The organism is Fibrobacter sp. UWH9 (assembly GCF_900129715.1).
Taxonomy (GTDB): domain Bacteria; phylum Fibrobacterota; class Fibrobacteria; order Fibrobacterales; family Fibrobacteraceae; genus Fibrobacter.
This window is the reverse complement of sequence record NZ_FQWP01000010.1, coordinates 72,940-88,792: the sequence shown is the minus strand read 5'-3', so window position 1 is coordinate 88,792 and position 15,853 is coordinate 72,940. Positions and strand designations below refer to the sequence as shown.

The 15,853-nt window shown below is 51.5% G+C and carries 14 protein-coding genes; 4 read left to right on the top strand and 10 right to left on the bottom strand.

Translation table 11 applies throughout. The features are described from left to right. Positions 1–3 precede the first annotated feature (3 nt). Positions 4–993, bottom strand: coding sequence for a calcium/sodium antiporter (locus tag BUB94_RS09950; RefSeq protein ID WP_073236632.1), 990 nt, complete (start codon positions 991–993; stop codon positions 4–6). Positions 994–1,021: 28 nt separating this feature from the next. Further along, a complete protein-coding gene (locus BUB94_RS09945) occupies positions 1,022–2,155 on the bottom strand; it encodes a porin family protein (protein WP_073236629.1) in 1,134 nt (377 codons plus the stop codon). A gap of 59 nt (positions 2,156–2,214) precedes the next feature. On the opposite strand from BUB94_RS09945, the gene BUB94_RS09940 reads away from it, so the two are divergent. Then, a complete protein-coding gene (locus BUB94_RS09940) occupies positions 2,215–3,723 on the top strand; it encodes a leucyl aminopeptidase family protein (protein WP_073236624.1) in 1,509 nt (502 codons plus the stop codon). 2 nt (positions 3,724–3,725) lie between these two features. After that, a complete protein-coding gene (locus tag BUB94_RS09935; RefSeq protein ID WP_217653124.1) occupies positions 3,726–4,901 on the top strand; it encodes an FprA family A-type flavoprotein in 1,176 nt (391 codons plus the stop codon). Positions 4,902–5,398: 497 nt separating this feature from the next. On the opposite strand, the gene BUB94_RS09925 is transcribed toward BUB94_RS09935, so the two are convergent. The 5 genes from BUB94_RS09925 to BUB94_RS16480 all read right to left on the bottom strand — a co-directional run bounded on the left by BUB94_RS09925 (position 5,399) and on the right by BUB94_RS16480 (position 11,910). Next, complete coding sequence (locus tag BUB94_RS09925; protein ID WP_139259219.1) at positions 5,399–6,754, bottom strand: hypothetical protein; 1,356 nt, start codon at positions 6,752–6,754, stop codon at positions 5,399–5,401. Positions 6,755–6,762: 8 nt separating this feature from the next. Then, a complete protein-coding gene (locus tag BUB94_RS09920; protein WP_083538220.1) occupies positions 6,763–8,061 on the bottom strand; it encodes a fibrobacter succinogenes major paralogous domain-containing protein in 1,299 nt (432 codons plus the stop codon). Between the two features lie 29 nt (positions 8,062–8,090). After that, on the bottom strand, positions 8,091–9,584 hold the full coding sequence (locus BUB94_RS09915) for an FISUMP domain-containing protein (RefSeq protein ID WP_083538219.1): 1,494 nt from the start codon (positions 9,582–9,584) through the stop codon (positions 8,091–8,093). A 177-nt stretch (positions 9,585–9,761) separates the two neighbouring features. Further along, positions 9,762–11,585 (bottom strand): glutamine-hydrolyzing GMP synthase, encoded by a 1,824-nt coding sequence (gene guaA / locus BUB94_RS09910; RefSeq protein ID WP_073236608.1) that lies wholly within the window; start codon positions 11,583–11,585, stop codon positions 9,762–9,764. 85 nt (positions 11,586–11,670) lie between these two features. Continuing rightward, positions 11,671–11,910 carry a hypothetical protein gene (locus tag BUB94_RS16480; RefSeq protein ID WP_139260194.1) on the bottom strand — a complete coding sequence of 80 codons (240 nt, stop codon included), beginning with the start codon at positions 11,908–11,910 and terminating at the stop codon, positions 11,671–11,673. On the opposite strand from BUB94_RS16480, the gene BUB94_RS09905 reads away from it, so the two are divergent. Further along, entirely contained in the window at positions 11,899–12,819 is a 921-nt protein-coding gene (locus tag BUB94_RS09905) for an FISUMP domain-containing protein (protein ID WP_083538218.1), read from the top strand. The genes BUB94_RS16480 and BUB94_RS09905 overlap by 12 nt on opposite strands. Positions 12,820–12,841: 22 nt before the next feature. Beyond that, complete coding sequence (locus BUB94_RS09900; protein WP_073160453.1) at positions 12,842–13,522, top strand: hypothetical protein; 681 nt, start codon at positions 12,842–12,844, stop codon at positions 13,520–13,522. Positions 13,523–13,524: 2 nt separating this feature from the next. Here the strand turns inward: BUB94_RS09900 and lspA are convergent, their stop codons facing one another. From lspA to BUB94_RS09885, 3 genes are read right to left on the bottom strand one after another with little or no spacing between them, the layout of a single operon-like run. Continuing rightward, positions 13,525–14,103, bottom strand: a complete 579-nt coding sequence (gene lspA / locus BUB94_RS09895; protein WP_073236605.1) for a signal peptidase II — start codon at positions 14,101–14,103, stop codon at positions 13,525–13,527. Beyond that, positions 14,103–15,245 (bottom strand): squalene/phytoene synthase family protein, encoded by a 1,143-nt coding sequence (locus tag BUB94_RS09890; RefSeq protein WP_073236602.1) that lies wholly within the window; start codon positions 15,243–15,245, stop codon positions 14,103–14,105. The genes lspA and BUB94_RS09890 overlap by 1 nt, the downstream gene beginning before the upstream one ends. Beyond that, entirely contained in the window at positions 15,238–15,798 is a 561-nt protein-coding gene (locus BUB94_RS09885; protein ID WP_073160447.1) for a hypothetical protein, read from the bottom strand. The genes BUB94_RS09890 and BUB94_RS09885 overlap by 8 nt, the downstream gene beginning before the upstream one ends. Positions 15,799–15,853 lie beyond the last annotated feature (55 nt).

Genomic DNA, 15,853 nt, shown 5'->3' with positions numbered 1-15,853 from the left:
AAATTAAATCGCGCCAGAGGCCTGGGCAATAAGCAATCCAAGGTAACCCACATATATGGCTAGCAAGACACCGCCGGCAATGCGGTTAATGCGGCCATCGCCCTTGCGGCGGAAGCCCAGCACCAGCAGCGACAGGGTGAGTACAGCCATCAGGGGAAGGTCGCGGGTCACCATGTCTCGTTCCACGGATTCCATGGGGTCCAGGGTTGCGGCGATGCCCACCACCATCAGGGTGTTGAACAGGTTGGAGCCGATAATGTTTCCTACGGCCAGGTCGTCTTCGCCTTTGCGGGCGGCGGCAATGGAGCTGGCCAGTTCCGGCAAAGAGGTTCCAATAGCCACGATGGTAAGGCCTATGAGCAAGTCGCTCATGCCAAGGCTGCGGGCGATTTCAACGGCGCCCCACACCAGCATCTTGGAACTGACCACCAAAAGCACCAGGCCAAGAAGCAACCAGAAGATGGACTTGCCCAGACTCTTTGAAGAACCGTTGTCGGTATCATCCGCGGCACTTGCAGAAGCGTCTGCATTCAAGGTCTTGGAGCCGCGCATCTCGCTTACGATGTTATAGCCCATGACAGCAAAGAACACAGCCAAAAAGGCAATGCCGTTCATGCGGGTCACGCTTCCGTCGGCCACAAGGATAATGGCCAGGGCCGTCACACCGATAAGGATCGGCAAGTCCTTCTTGAGAACGGAGCGCTTGACTACCAGCGGGGTTATCAGGGCGGTAACGCCCAGAATCAGAGCGATGTTCGCAATGTTGCTGCCATATGCGTTACCCAAGGCCAGCTCAGGATTCCCCTGCAAGGCAGAAAGGGCAGACACCACCATTTCGGGGGCGCTGGTACCAAAGCCAACCACCACCATACCGATCAGGAGCGTAGACATACCACAGAATTCAGCAACGCCAACGGCGCCATCCACAAACTTGTCGGCGCTCCAGACCAGAACGGCAATGCCAGCCACCAGGGCAAGGATAGGCAAGATCATAAAGCGATCGTTCCTTTTTTACGAGTTATTAGAACGGGTAGAGGGTAAGACCAATGCCGAAGGAGGAGCAGCTCAGGTCCAGGCTGGGGAATTCGCTGTAACCTTCGTACAGGTCAGACAGGCCCACATCGGCCTTCACGTCGATGGACAGGCGCTTATGAGCCATGACAGAGAATCCAAAGACCAGGCTCCAGTCCATGTTCGTGCGGTAATCTTCATCCATCAAGTCAGTCGTTTCCTTGATTTTCTCCTGACCGTTCTTGTAAGACACCTTCAGTTCATCCTTCACCGGAATAGAAATCTGGGCACCCAGATCGAAGTAAAGGTTGGAAGATGCACCCTTGAAGGTAAAGAGTACCGGAATGTTCACCTTCATCTGGTCGAAGTTGAAGCTTACCGGAACAGCCTTGTTGTTGTTGTCGTAGTAGTCGTAAGTTTCGCTAGACTTGCTGCGTTCAAAGATTACACCCAGCTTGATACCCATAGTGTAATCATTCAGGGGAATGATGGACATCAAACCTGCGCGCCAGGAAATGCCATAGTAGTCATCATCGTCCCACTTGTCACCGGTCAGGTAATAGGAACCGATAGAACCATGAGCACCGATCTTGAACTGCATGGGAACAAGACCCATCAGCTGATCCATAGAAACGGTATCCTTAGAAGAGGACCTGTGCTGAGCCACATAGACAGTGCGCACGGGGGTACCATCTTCGCGGGTGTAGACGGTTTCGTAGTAAACGGTACGGGGAGCATCATCTTCGCCACGGACAGCCTTGGGGGCGGGGGCCGCAACGGGTTCGGCTACCTGGGGAGCGGGAGCTGCAACGGGTTCAGCGGCAGGGGCAGCGACGGGTTCAGCAACTTCTGCTGCGGGGGCAGCATCTTCGCCACGGACGGCCTTGGGGGCAACAGCCACATCGGCAGGTTCAGCTTCCTGGGGAGCGGGGGCAGCGACCGGTTCAGCTACCTGGGGAGCCGGGGCTGCAACGGGTGCGGCTTCGGCGGGGGCAACAGCCGGTTCTACGGCAGGAGCGGCAACTTCAGCAGGGGCGGCCACTTCGGCAGCGGGAGCGGCTTCAGTTGCAGGAGCAGCAGTTTCCTGGGCAAAGGCTGCAGAAAGAGCCAGTGCAGACACAATTCCAACATACTTAAGATTCATATAAAACCTCCTGTTCTTACATGGAATATAATAGCATTTTTTAACTACATTAATGACATATGAAATTGAATATTGTTAAAACTCCGTCGGGCAAGGCCAATGTGTCCGCCCTTCTTTTTGTCAAGCAGTCCATCCAGTTCTCCAACGTCCTTTCCGAAACCGCCGAAAAGCAGGTAGAATCCGTTCTGGCCGGCATGCAGGAAGGCCCCTTCGAAGACCTGGAACTTCTGGAAATCGATGGCACCTCCACCATTTTCGTCAACGCCGCCAAGGAGCGTGGCATCTCTAATCTGGACCACTTGCGCATGGCCGCCTATCGCCTGGCCAAGAAGGCCATGGCCCGCCAGATTCCCGTAGTAAGCATCATGCTTGCCGATGCCGCCCCCGAACAGTTCAAGGCCATCGCCCACGGCCTCCACTACGCCGATTACAAGTTTGACGCCTACAAGAGCAAGCAGAAAGAAAACTTCCAGGTCACCTTCGAAATCGTCGCCGGCGAACACGTTGCCGAATTCAAGGCCATCGCCGAAGACGTAGCCATCGAACAAAAGGCCATCGCCCTGACCAAGAACTTGATCAACACTTGCGCCAGCGACCTTTACCCCGCCGAGTTCGTCGAACGCGCCAAGACCATCGCCAAGTATACTCCGGGCCTTTCCATCAAGGTCCGCGACATGAAGCAGCTGGAAAAGGAAGGCTTCATGGGCCACGTTACCGTTGGCAAGGGTAGCTCCCACGAACCCCACATGATTACCATGACCTACGACGGCACCAAGGCTGCAGCAGGCAAGCGCGGAGCCCGCAGCTCCGCCGACCACCTGGTCATCGTTGGCAAGGGTCTCACCTTCGATACCGGCGGCCTCTGCCTCAAACCGCCCAAATCCATGCCAGAAATGATCAGCGACATGAGCGGTGCCGCCACCACTCTGGCAGCCATCCAGGCCATCGCCACCTTGAAATTGCCCATGAAGGTCAGCGCCATCTGCTGCCTGGCCGAAAACGCCATCGGCAACAAGTCTGTGCTCCCCGGCGATATCTTTACCGCCAAGAACGGTAAGACAGTCATGGTAGACAACACCGACGCCGAAGGCCGCCTTGTACTTTCTGACGGTCTGGCCGAAGCAGGCCTCATCGGAGCCACCCACATTATCGATCTGGCCACCCTCACAGGCGCCATGGTCCGCGCATTGGGTTATGCCGTTACCGGATTCTTCAGCAACGACGATGCCCTGGCCCTGAACGTCATCAACGCCGGCGAAGCCTGCTGCGAAAAGTTCTGGAGCATGCCTCTGGAAGAAGAATACGCCGATGCCCTGAAGGACAAGTTTGCAGACCTCAAGAACACCGGAAGCGACGCCGGTGCCATCAGCGCCGCCCTCTTCCTGCAGGAATTCGTACCCGAAAACACCGCCTGGTCTCACTGGGATATTGCAGGCACCGCCTTCGTTACCAAGAAGTGGAAGTACACCGAATACGGAGCCACCGGCTTTGGCGTGCAGACCCTTATCGAACTTGCCCGCCGCATGTCTACAGCACCTGAAACAACCGAAGAATACAAGGAGGTTTAACCATGTTCTCTTACGAAATGAAAGTGACCGACTCTATTAAGTACGTTGGTGTCAACGACCACGAAATCGACCTTTTCGAAGGCCAGTTCGAAGTGCCCCTGGGCATGGCCTACAACTCCTACGTCATCATGGATGAACAGATCGCCGTGATGGATTCGGTAGACCAGAATTTTGGAGAACAATGGCTTAAGAATATCGCCGAGACCATTGGCGACAAGCAGCCCGCTTACCTGGTGGTCCACCACATGGAAATGGACCATTCCGCAAACATCAAACTGTTTATGGAAAAGTATCCCGCCGCAAAGATCGTCTCTTCCAAGATGGCCTTCACCATGATGAAGAACTTCTTTGGAACCGACTTTGCCGATCGTCAGGTTGTAGCCGGCGAAGGCACCAAGCTGGAACTGGGCGCACACACCCTGAACTTCGTTACTGCCGCCAACGTCCACTGGCCCGAAGTCATCATGAGCTATGAATCCAGCGAAAAGGTCCTGTTCTCAGCAGACGCTTTCGGCAAGTTCGGCGCTAACGACGTTGAAGACCCGGAAGGCTGGGCCTGCGAAGCCCGCCGCTACTACTTCGGCATCGTAGGAAAGTTCGGCGCCAACGCCCAGGCTGTGCTTGCAAAGCTTTCTGACATTCCCGTAGAAAAGATTTGCGCCCTCCACGGTCCCACCATCGTGGGCAACGTAGAAGAGTACCTGAACTACTACAAGATCTGGACCAACTACGACGTGGAATCTGAAGGCGTCATGATCGCCTACACCTCTGTCTATGGCAACACCAAGCAGGCTGTAGAAAAGCTGGCAGAAATCCTGAAGGCCAAGGGCTGCAAGAAGGTAGTCGTCTCTGACCTTGCCCGCGAAGACACCTACGAATGCATCGAGAACGCCTTCCGTTACGGCAAGCTGGTTCTGGCCACCACCACCTACAACACCGGCGTGTTCCCCAAGATGCGCGAATTCATCGACCACCTGCTGGAACGCAACTACCAGAAGCGCACCATCGCCTTCATGGAAAACGGTTCCTGGGCCCCCGCCGCCGCCAAGAACATGGCCACTATGTTCGAAGCCGCCAAGGACATCACCATCGCCCAGAACAAGGTCAGCATCAAGATCGCCATGAAGGACGAAAACATCGCCCAGATGGAAAAGCTGGCCGACGAACTGTTGGCATAAATTCGAGAATTTGAACTCGCAAAAAAAGCCGCGGATCAATCAGATCCAGCGGCTTTCTCTTTAAGGGGAAAAATTATTCCCATTGCGCTTTCGCTTTGCTCAAGCGCTGGTCGCGCGGCTCGGTCGAGCCTATGCTGAATAATGTATTGATGGCTGTGATGCCGTGTGACGTCAATAGCACATACGCATCTTTGTATCAAATGGTTGCTAGCCAATTTGATTGGTGGCGGCATTTGGATGCGTCCGCTGCTCGAAATTGGCAATGCATACCCGCGATTTTGGATCGCGGCAGTCCGTACAAGTACGACGTACATGAGACAGACAAGTGTATTGACCTTGGGTGCGGAAACTTATCTGCTGAGTATTTGCGTCTTGCTCAGGCTGAGGCTGCCGACAAAGAACACCAGTAGCCCGCAGCCTAGAACCACGGGCAGTAACAGGAGGCCGAGAATGCAAACAAGAATGATGATTACAGGTGTAAAGGCTGACATGTCTTGCTACTGATAATCCTTTATGTCGTATCCGGGAATACGTCTGGCGTCCATAAAGTAGAACTTGTCCTTGATGTTGCCGGCTTCGTCGGTTACCACGTTCATGACAGAATCCAGGGTTGTGGCAAAAACGGAGGAATCTTCTTCCGAGCGGATATACCTAAGTATAGTAAAGAGTTCATCTTCTTCTTTTGTGGTGGCGCCTGTGGGCCAGGCGACTGCAAGGACTTGCACCGAGTCTTCGGAGGTGCTTTCGTCGATGAGTCCGTCATAGACATCTTTCCAACGCATTTGATGCATGACTCCAAGAGATGTTGTATGGTACAGTCCATAGGATTCGGAAGCGAAAATCTTTTCCCCCTTTACGGTGGTTCGTGTGAATAGGAAACTCACCAAATTGGAGGGCTCGACTGTACTTATATTATAATCATTAACGACTAGGTCTAATAGACGAAGTTTTTCCGCTTTCTTGAAATGGATGGAATGATTGTAGTATTTGAATTCCTTATTAACCTGTGCGGGTACAAGCCAGTCCTGGAAAATGAGCGCGCAGGACAACGTTGCGCTGGTATCGCCATTCAGGAAGTTGACCAAGGTGGCGCTGTCAAGAGATACTTCACCTCTCTGATAGCGACTGGAATTCATGATGTCGTAATCTTTTTCAAAATCAATCTTCAGTTCCATGGATTCCGATTCGGTTTTTAGGAAACATCTGGATTGGAGTGTATCTACGTAGGTGGAATAAAAACCTCCGTAGTAGCATGGAATGACCCTGGAGTAGAAATATCCCTCTACGTAAGTGCTAAAATAGTCATCGTAGTTGTAGCAGACTTCTGTAAAGTGAGCTTCACCTGGATTTTTTGATGGAACCAACGTGTAGGTTTCCTTCAGGTTTCCACAGTTGGCGGAATCCAACTGAATTTCCAGACGATGTGTTTCATCCTGCTTTTCGAAAATGTCGCTGAAAAGGAGTCCTCCGTAAGAGTCTGAAGATTGTTCACCTTTGATCTCTTTGCCGTTTAATAAAAACTTTGTGTTTTTGTAATTGCAGACCGTAGGATCGCTAAAGCGAATTTCTACGATCATATCCTTGACGAACTTATTGATTTCGATAGTGGTATCGGTATTGCGGGAGGGGCGGAATCCATCGGAAATATGTGTTCCGTTGCCTCCGCTGGAATGGTTTAATCGAATGACGGAACTCATCCCTCCAACGATGCTGTCGAGTAGATCTCGCTCAGCACGATAGGCTTCCAGTTCCTTTTCTCTTTCCTTTTCTTCGGGGGTCATGCCGCTGTCTGTGCAGGCCGTAAATGTGCAGAACAAAAAGGAAACAAGTGTAAACCACCTTATGTTTTTCATAGAATTTGCTAGTCCTTTATGCAACGAATAGAAAGAAATGAATCTGAGCCTACTCCGCTATTGCTAACGTTCGGGGTCCAATTTTCGAATGTTATGATTTCGGCCACGAAATCATTTCTGCGATCGGATGTCCAGAAAAAGGCTACGCCACCTTGATCATAGGGATTGATTTCTCCTATGTCATCGGCGCGGCCGGCCGGTAGCACGCAGAATCCGTAGTCGTCATAACCGTTTGCGTCGCGATTGTTGTATTCACTCCAGCCATCAAGGGACTTCAGTGATTTTTCAACATTGGTCCAATCAGGATATCCCGGTATTTTATGTCCTCCGATGGCGGTAAATAGGACCTGATATTCATTGACGTTGGGCAGATGCCAGCCTTCGGGACAGATTCCACGGACTGTGCCCTTGTTATCTTCGTTAGCGCATTTCCTGTAATCGTAGCCGCAGCCTTTACCGCTTTCTGAAAATACGGCTGCGGAATCCATGGCAGCAGACCATAGGTAAAGACGGCCGTATTTTTCGCAATTTCCTTCAGCTTCACTGTTGCAGAAACTGGAGGAGTCCTGTGTCTTTGTGGGTTCCGTATAGGCGTATGCAAGATTTTCGGCCATCCAGGTTTGACTGCCGATGGTCACGGTTTTGTATTCGCGATTGTCCCGCTTATCGACCATGGTTCCAGCGACAGCTTCTGAGGGCGGCACGTAGGCGATGCTGCTGGAAGATTCCCTGGGGTATTCCATGCTTGAGGAAGATTCCTCTTCGGCCATGGAACTGGAACTTTCCGCTAAGATTTTCGGTGCGCTGTTGCGATAATAGGCCTCGCCCTTTTCTTCCTTGCAGAGGCATTCGTCCAGTTTCCATTCAGGGGCCTTTGCGATCAAGGTGTTGAAGTCGCCGTCGCTTCCTAACTTGTATTTACAACCGTCAAGGGTAACCCAGACTTTCCTATAGCCATATTCAGACGAAAGGAATATTTCCAGGCGGTTATATTCGGAATTGTATGTTAATTCGTGACAAACAGTCTGAACGCCACCCTTTTGGTCGATGAATTCCGTAGCCTTGGAACAGGCAACGTCCTTGATCAAGGATGAGTCGGTGATCGTTTTCGACCAGGAGTTACTTCCGGAAATGCCATAACGATCTTCGCATTGAGCTATAGACAGACTGTTGGAAGAATTAGCCTGGTTTTCCTCCGGCGAATTTGGACTTCCTGAGTCGCTATCGCCGCAGGCTGTAAGGAAGACCGATGCAAGGATCGATGCAAGCAGGCAGGTGCAAAAAGACTTTTTCGTATAGTTTAGCATATAAACAACCTTCTCTCCCAAAAATCAAATTAGTTGTGGACGCAGCGAACGTTCATTCCCATGATTCGTTCTTCGAGGTCGACTCTTGCGGGTTCCTTGGCGTAATCGAACATTAATAGATAGGAAGAGAATTCATCGTCAGGGAGAAAAGACTTTTGGCGGCTCCAAATATTTACCAGTTCTCCGTAACCAAAGAAATATTCTTCTATCACGTCGCAAGCATCGCCACAATAGCTCGCCTCGTCAACGAATATTCCAAGGGGCAATGCGGAAAATCCGCTTTCGTTTGTTGCTGGGCTTTCTTGCCAAGTCCATTCCGCAGACTTAAGGGAGGCGTCGCTTACTGTTTCCAGAAGGGTGTAGATTTCATCACTGAACGGAAGATGCCAACCTTCGGGGCATGCCTTCATGGCCGCCACCTGGGTGTAAAAACGTCCAAAGATTTCACAGCTGTCGGGGTCGTTGCCTAGACAATGGGTTTTCCCTGCAAAGAAGGGGTGGGCGATGGAGTCGACATAGTTTAGGTTTTCTGCCATCCAGACCTGGTCTCCGATTTTGACACTCTTGTAACAATGGCCGTCTCGGTCATCCTGGAAAACATCATACTTTACTTTGGAGCTCAGATACTTCCAGCTCTCTTTTTGTACACTGGCGCAGACTTCTTCACTGGATGAGGAAACTTTTTCTGATGAACTGGACAACTCAATAGAGGAACTGGAGGCGACGGAGGAACTGGAGGGAATGATCATTTCCATGAGCAAGGTATCCTTGACGCAACGTAAAGAAAACCCGTGGGATTTGGAGGATTCGTTGATGGAGTTGTCTTTTGGGTCGACGCCGAAGCTGTTCACTCTTGTTTGAGGTGCCGTTTCGTCGAAGAAAGTATCCTGATTGTAGTCTACATAATAGTCCATTTCGTCACTTTCGGTAGAAGTGATGAATCTGTCTGCGTCAGGCCAGTACGAGAAAAAATAGTTGTTGTAAAAACCGCCATGGAGAACCTTGAAACCGTAAGGGTCTTCTTTCATGATGTCGGTATAGCTCATCAGGTATTTCCATTCCAGAGTGTCGGGGACATGCCAACCCGGCATACAGATTCCCTGATGGTAGGGCTTTTTGATGGAATCCTCGGCTGTGTTGCGCAGGAAATAGGGTTTAAAATCCATGGCCTGCGTCCAATTGTACAGACGGCCGAACTTGACGCAGTTTGAATCATTGTCTTCGAAACAGCGGCTGCCCTCGACCTTGTAACGAAGGTTCTCGGATGTCCAGATCAGTGCGCCAATTTCCGTGGTGTGGTAAATCTTGAAATCGCGAGGGTCGCAAATTTCATTTTCACCAAGATTCTCGGGGCAGGATATTGGAATATCAGCTTCAATGAGGCTAGAAGAACCTTGCTCGGTTGTTGAATTTCCGTTAATGTCGTCGGGCTCGGATGAGTTACTGCATGCGGAGAACTCGACTAGAATCATCAAAAGAGTCGCGATGAAAAGAGGGAATGTTTTTCTTTTAAACGAATGCATTTCACAAATATAGTATAGATACGTATAAATCAAAAAAGCCGAGGAAGAAGTTCTTCCTGCGGCTTTTATGTTTAATGAAGAGTAAAAATTACTCCCATTGCGCTTTCGCTTTGCTCAAGCGCGTGTTCGCGCGGCTCGGTCATAAAAATGAGCAAGCTCATTTTTGCGACACTCGCCTTACTCCCACTCAATGGTTCCCGGCGGCTTGTGAGTTACGTCGTACCAGAGGGAGCCGGCGCCTTCTGCTTCGAACTTGCGCCAGAGGCCTGCAAGCATGCCCTGGTCAATTTCTGCGAAGTTGGCGGTCATGGCTTCGGTGGAGTTCACAGGACGCATCACGATGCAAGGCTTGCCTGCAGTGCGCAGCGGAACGGATACCACAGGCATCTGCCAGATTTCTTCGTACAGCTTGTTTTCCTGCAGGAAGGTGGTGCAGATGTCGTCGAACTTGCGGAGGGTATCGAAGTTTTCGCGAGTAGCGTACTGTTCCACAAGCTTCGGGTCTTCATCAGCCACGGTACCGATCTGGTAGATCACGCGGTTGATGGCCTTGAAGCGGTTAGCAAGTTCGGTGGAGAACTTTTCGCAGTCCTTCCAGCTGAGGCCGGCGGTAGTCAGAAGGAACGGCTGTGCGTAAGTACGGCCATCGCCCTGAACGCCAACGCTCTTGATGGGGAGCATGCGGCCAGAAATGTTGTTAGCCTTCAGGTAGTCGGCGAGGCTGCCGCCCTGAGTGTCCTTCACGTCGTTGAATGCGACCATGTCGTCCTTCAGGACGCCATCGCTGCAAAGCAGACGGACACCCAGACCCGGACCCGGGAAGGGGTGACGCCAGACGAGATTGTGGGGGATGCCCAGTTCTTCACCGAGGGCACGGACTTCATCCTTGTAGAGGTCGGCCAGCGGTTCAAGCACAAGGCCCTTTTCCATCAGGTCCAGAACTTCCTGGACGCGGTTGTGGTGGGTCTTGATCTTGTCTGCATTCTTGGTGCCACCGGATTCGATGGTATCGGGGTAAATGGTGCCCTGAGCCATCATCCACTGGTTGGGGTCAAGGTTCAGCTTGGCCATTTCCTCGTCCTTCACCACCAGGAATTCCTTACCGATGATGCCGCGCTTGGTTTCCGGCGCAGTCACGCCAGCCAATTTTGCCAGGAAGTGCTCGCTGGCGTCGCGGATCTGAAGGTTGTTCATGCCTTCGGCCTTGAGGAAGTCCATGATCTTCTGGGATTCGCCCAGACGCATCATGCCGTTATCCACATGGAGGCCAAGAACCTTTTCGGGGCCAAGGACACGGTTCAAGAGAACGAATGCCACGGTAGAGTCCACACCGCCAGACACCAGGAGGAACACCTTGCGGTCCTTCACCTGTTCCTGGATACGTGCGGTAATCAGGGGCAAATAGCTGTGCATGTTCCAGGTCTTCTGTGCGCCGGTAATGTCGATGAAGTTTTCGAGAAGCTTCATGCCGAACTTACTATGGGTCACTTCGGGGTGGAACTGGATGCCGTAGATCTTGCGTTCGTCAAAAGCGACAGCTGCGATTTCGCAGTCCTTGGTGCTAGCCACGATGCGGTAGCCTTCGGGCAGCTTGGTCACCTGGTCGCCATGGCTCATCCACATGGGAGAAGCCTTGGGTAGGTCCTTCAAAATCGGGCACTTTTCGTCGCCAACGATCAAGTCGGCAATGCCATATTCCTTTACCTTGCCCGGTTCAACGTGACCACCCAGCTGCTGAGCGATAAGCTGATGACCGTAGCAGATGCCCAGCTTGGGTACCGGCAGGTTCAAGATTTCGGGATTGTATTCCGGAGCGTCGGCAGCATAAACGCTGGAGGGGCCACCGGAATAGATGATTCCCTTGACGCCTTCCAGTTCGGAAACGTCGCAGTTGGGGGAATGAATTTCGGTGAAAACGCCGAGGCGGCGGACACGGTTTGCGATCAGGTGGGCATACTGGCCACCAAAATCAAGAACGGCAATAGTATCTACATTCTTCATACGGGGGTAAAGATAGAAAAAATATTTATCAAACAAATCTCTTCTCTAGGCGATCAGCGATCCGATTATCCACTTCATATTCAAATCAGCAAGGTTCGTTTTCTACGGTCGCATCAATCATCTCCAGATCGTTCATCGTGCGTTCAAGCTGATCGGCATCGGCATTCTCGATATACTGATTTCTGTGACAGAGGAAATTGTCTCCTGCAAATTCGGCGCCGGATTCGTACTCGACCTTGAAAACTTCCAGCATCCGTCTTTTCAATTGCCTGCGGAGAATTTTCGTTTTTGATTCGCTCAGGAGCAGGTCTCGATGGGGTGCCATTTTGGGTGTGATCGGCTCAAAAAGTCAATTATATGGTTTATTTATTTTAGTCCGTTAGATTTTTTTTGGGGAAAACATATTATTTTCCTTTCTATAGACGCTTTTAAGAAGAGCGCACAAGAACTGGAGAAAATCATGATTTTATGCCCCAACTGTTATGCCGAGATTACTGACGCCACAACTCATTTCTGTATGAATTGTAAAAAGGCGCTCCCCTTGATCAAGGGCTGCAAGAAATGCCATAAGGATATTTCCTTCAATTTCAACTACTGCCCCCATTGTGGAGCCAACAACCAGGATATTCTCCCGCCCGAAAAGTTGGAAGAGCTCAACCGTATCGCCAGCGAAGCCAACAAGGTTTCCAGTGAATTTACCGACCCCCGTGACGGCCGCACCTACAAGACGGTCATCATCGGCAACCAGGAATGGATGGCAGAGAATCTCGCATTCGTGGTAGAAGGCGCCAACCCGTACAACAACAGTTCCGAAAAGGCGACCACCTACGGCCTGCTGTACACCTGGGAACAGGCAAAGCTTGCCGTACCCGAAGGCTTCCGCCTCCCCACCCGCGAAGATTTTGTCGAACTGGAAAACTTCTGTCAGAAGAGCACGGGCCTGCAGGCAGGTACAGCCCTAAAGTCCAACACAGAGCACTGGTGCGAAACCGGCATGCTTGGGACACGTATTCCCGGCCAGGACTCATTCGGATTCAAGGCATTGCCCGCAGGATCCCAGAGCAGCCTTAAGGTCTTCAACTATCTGAACAATTACGCCTACTTCTGGACCGACGAAGAAAAGGACCAGGAAAAGGCATACTTTAGACATTTGAGTTACTACAACGAAACCTTCGCCGAACTATCGTCAAACAAGAATTGCAAGTTCAGCGTCCGCGCCATCAAAATCAAGTAACAGTCTCACAAAGGGAATCGTCATGAACAGCAAGTATCTAAGTCTACTGGCAGCATTCCTTATTGCTTGCAGCGGCGAAAGTTCCACATCGGCCAACGGAAACTCCGTCGACATTCCCTCCCAGGGTGAACCCACAAACAACTTCGTTAGCGAAGATGTGTCTTCTGTCGATTTCGCTTTCGACAGTTCCCCTAACTTCGAAATGGAAAGCGGAGTGATACACGTTACCAGCGGCGACGGCAAGGCAAACAAAAGTATCAGGAACTGGATCCTCAGTGCCAACTACACACGCTTTGTGGCCTGCGGTTTTGTGGCTCAAATCAAGATAGGCGACAACATGAACTATGCGGGCATTCAGCTGTTCAAGAAAAACAGTTATGATGACTACCGCTTTGACGTCCACGCCGACGGAAAGTTCACCATCAACGACCCCGGCAAGAACATTTTGAAATTGTCGGCCGATTCCTCGTTCATCAAGATCGGGGAATTCAACCAGGTCAAGGTACAGACAACCGATTCCGGCAACTTACAGGCCTTCGTAAACGGTCACCTGGTCAAGACCATAGACAAGAACGACCTGGCCTTTGACTTGACCAACACCGACAAGATCGCCGTCGACTACAACGTGCTGTCTACAGCAACAGAAAAGACCCCGGCCGAAGCCTGGGTCAAATTCGAGTCCATGCAAAATGTAAAGGACTAGGCTTATTCCGCCTTGGTAGCCTTAGCTTCCTTGGCGGCCTTTTCTTCTTCCTTAATTTGTTTATGCAGTTTGCGTAAAATTACCGGAGAAAGAATCACTAGAGCGACGCCCACAGTCACAAAGGAATCCGCCACGTTAAAGGTGGGAAATCTTGTCATGATGAAGTCGGGGAAATCGCAGTCGATAAAGTCTACCACCATCTGCAGGCGCATACGGTCAATAAAGTTCCCGATGGCGCCACCGATGATCATCACCACACCAAGGCGGCTCAGATAGTCGCGTTTGTCGATGCTTCTGTAGAACCAGAACAGCACCACCGCAGCCACAACAGAAATCAGCAAGAAGAACAGCCAGGGCGGCAAGAAGGGCATCAGGTCCTGGGGGCGGCTACTGAAGGCGGCACCCTTATTGAACACCAGCTGGAATCGGGCCAGTTCGCCAATCACGTTAATGATTTCATGATTGGGAGCGCCGGTTTCGTTGGTGAATCGGGCCAAGGCCCACAGCTTGGTAAGCTGGTCAGAAACGATACTAAAAATGATAACCGCAATATGGAACGGCAACTTGTTATAGAACTTCATTAGGTTCGAACCTCTTTAAACTTTCGGTCGATCCACTTATCGCTGTAGAAATGCTTCATGGTGGACTTCACAATCTGCTTGACGGTATCGCGGGAAATCTTCACCTTCTTGTCGCTTGCGAAGATGGCGGAGCCGTCGCCGATCAACTTCATGTTTTCGGCGGCCATGAACAGGGGCCACAGGCAGAACAGGCGGGTACGCATCTTGATGTTGGGAATCAGCTTGGTATAGGCGATGGCATCATCCAGATGACTCCAGGCCTTCTGCACCAGCTCACCCATGACGGCAGCACGACGCTTTTCGAAGTCGGCAGATCCTGCGGATCCTGCAGCGGGAGCGGATCCTGCAGCGGGAGCGGAACCGGCCTCGCCCACGAACATGTCGTAGCTATGGGCAAAACCGTGCCTGCGGCAGATTTCTTCGGGAACAAAGCACACGCGGCGTTCAGAATCTTCGCGGCAGTCCTTTACGATATTTGCAACCTGCAGGGCCAGGCCGAAGCTAACATCCAGCTTCTGCATTTCGGCCTTGCGGGCGTCGCTAATCAGGCAGGTGTCTGCGGCAAAAAGGTGAGTCAGCAACTTGCCGACGATACCTGCAACATAGTAGCAGTATTCATCCAGATCGCCAACGGATTCCAGAGTGAACCAGCCGGAGCTGAGGGCGGCTTCCTGACGCTTGGCAAACTTGGCCATACCACCGCACATTTCAACAGTCACATCACGGACCGGAGCGGCATAGACTTCGGGCAGTTCCTTGAGCAGGGGAACCACCACATGGGTATGCAGGCACAGATCAAAATAAGGTTCCGTAGCGCGGGCACGCCAGCTGGCCGGCAAAGAATCCTCGAATTCAGAAACGGCCTCTTCACGCAGTTCAGCGGATCTAAAAATCTTGGCGAACTTTTCCAGTATGACTTCCTTTTCCGAGGCAACCATATCAGGATCGTCTTCTACCGTATCGGCAATTCGCAGATACAGGTAGGCAAGCAAGATGCTCTTGTGCAGCTTACCCTTCAAGACATTAATGTTCAGGGCGAACGTCCTGGATACCTTCAGCAGGATGTCTTCGGAATAGGCCCATGCCTCCTTACCGGTCAGCACAGCCTCGCCCATACCAGCCTGGTCGAGAATGTTAGACATACATGGTCTCCGCGTAAATGTCGGGGGGAATCTTCTTAGTCTTGGCCATGGCGTTCACATACTTCCACAGACGACCATGGGCCTCGGCATTCTTCAATTTCTTGGTGTAGCTCCAGACAGTCTGATTCTGTACGTCAGCCTCGTTCCTGAAGTTTCCCTTGACTTCGTACTTGTAACGCACCTTGCGGTACTCAAGGAAGTAAGCACTCTGGTAAAGCTTGGCCGTTTTGTTCTTGGCGGCCCTGCAAAGAACAAAGCCAACCGCCAAAAACAGGGGCGAAGAAGCAAAACCCATGTACCATGGGGAATCAGTCCACCTATTTACGATCCAAATGGCGGGAAGCGCCGACAACAGGGCCGCAGCCAGGGTAAAAACCTTGTCGCACAGAGCCCAATAGCCCTTCCAGGCCGGGATGTAGGCCCATTTTTGACCCTTGCGCATCTGACTTTTAAAATAAGTGGGGTAAGAAATTCGATTAAACCAACGATAGAGGCCTACCCAGGCAAAAATCGGGGTCCAGAACCAGTAATCCAAACTAGAAAGAATGTCCATAACACGGCAAATTTAAAAAATTCCGCATAGGGGCACCCCTTGAAGCCGGCGCCAA

Coding starts and splice junctions, on each gene's coding strand:
- guaA (WP_073236608.1), bottom strand. CDS start 11,585: ATGAAGAATGTAGATACTATTGCCGTTCTTGATTTTGGTGGCCAGTAT.
- BUB94_RS09890 (WP_073236602.1), bottom strand. CDS start 15,245: ATGTCTAACATTCTCGACCAGGCTGGTATGGGCGAGGCTGTGCTGACC.
- BUB94_RS09905 (WP_083538218.1), top strand. CDS start 11,899: ATGGGGTGCCATTTTGGGTGTGATCGGCTCAAAAAGTCAATTATATGG.
- BUB94_RS09950 (WP_073236632.1), bottom strand. CDS start 993: ATGATCTTGCCTATCCTTGCCCTGGTGGCTGGCATTGCCGTTCTGGTC.
- lspA (WP_073236605.1), bottom strand. CDS start 14,103: ATGAAGTTCTATAACAAGTTGCCGTTCCATATTGCGGTTATCATTTTT.
- BUB94_RS09900 (WP_073160453.1), top strand. CDS start 12,842: ATGAACAGCAAGTATCTAAGTCTACTGGCAGCATTCCTTATTGCTTGC.
- BUB94_RS16480 (WP_139260194.1), bottom strand. CDS start 11,910: ATGGCACCCCATCGAGACCTGCTCCTGAGCGAATCAAAAACGAAAATT.
- BUB94_RS09940 (WP_073236624.1), top strand. CDS start 2,215: ATGAAATTGAATATTGTTAAAACTCCGTCGGGCAAGGCCAATGTGTCC.
- BUB94_RS09935 (WP_217653124.1), top strand. CDS start 3,726: ATGTTCTCTTACGAAATGAAAGTGACCGACTCTATTAAGTACGTTGGT.
- BUB94_RS09920 (WP_083538220.1), bottom strand. CDS start 8,061: ATGCTAAACTATACGAAAAAGTCTTTTTGCACCTGCCTGCTTGCATCG.
- BUB94_RS09925 (WP_139259219.1), bottom strand. CDS start 6,754: ATGAAAAACATAAGGTGGTTTACACTTGTTTCCTTTTTGTTCTGCACA.
- BUB94_RS09885 (WP_073160447.1), bottom strand. CDS start 15,798: ATGGACATTCTTTCTAGTTTGGATTACTGGTTCTGGACCCCGATTTTT.
- BUB94_RS09945 (WP_073236629.1), bottom strand. CDS start 2,155: ATGAATCTTAAGTATGTTGGAATTGTGTCTGCACTGGCTCTTTCTGCA.
- BUB94_RS09915 (WP_083538219.1), bottom strand. CDS start 9,584: ATGCATTCGTTTAAAAGAAAAACATTCCCTCTTTTCATCGCGACTCTT.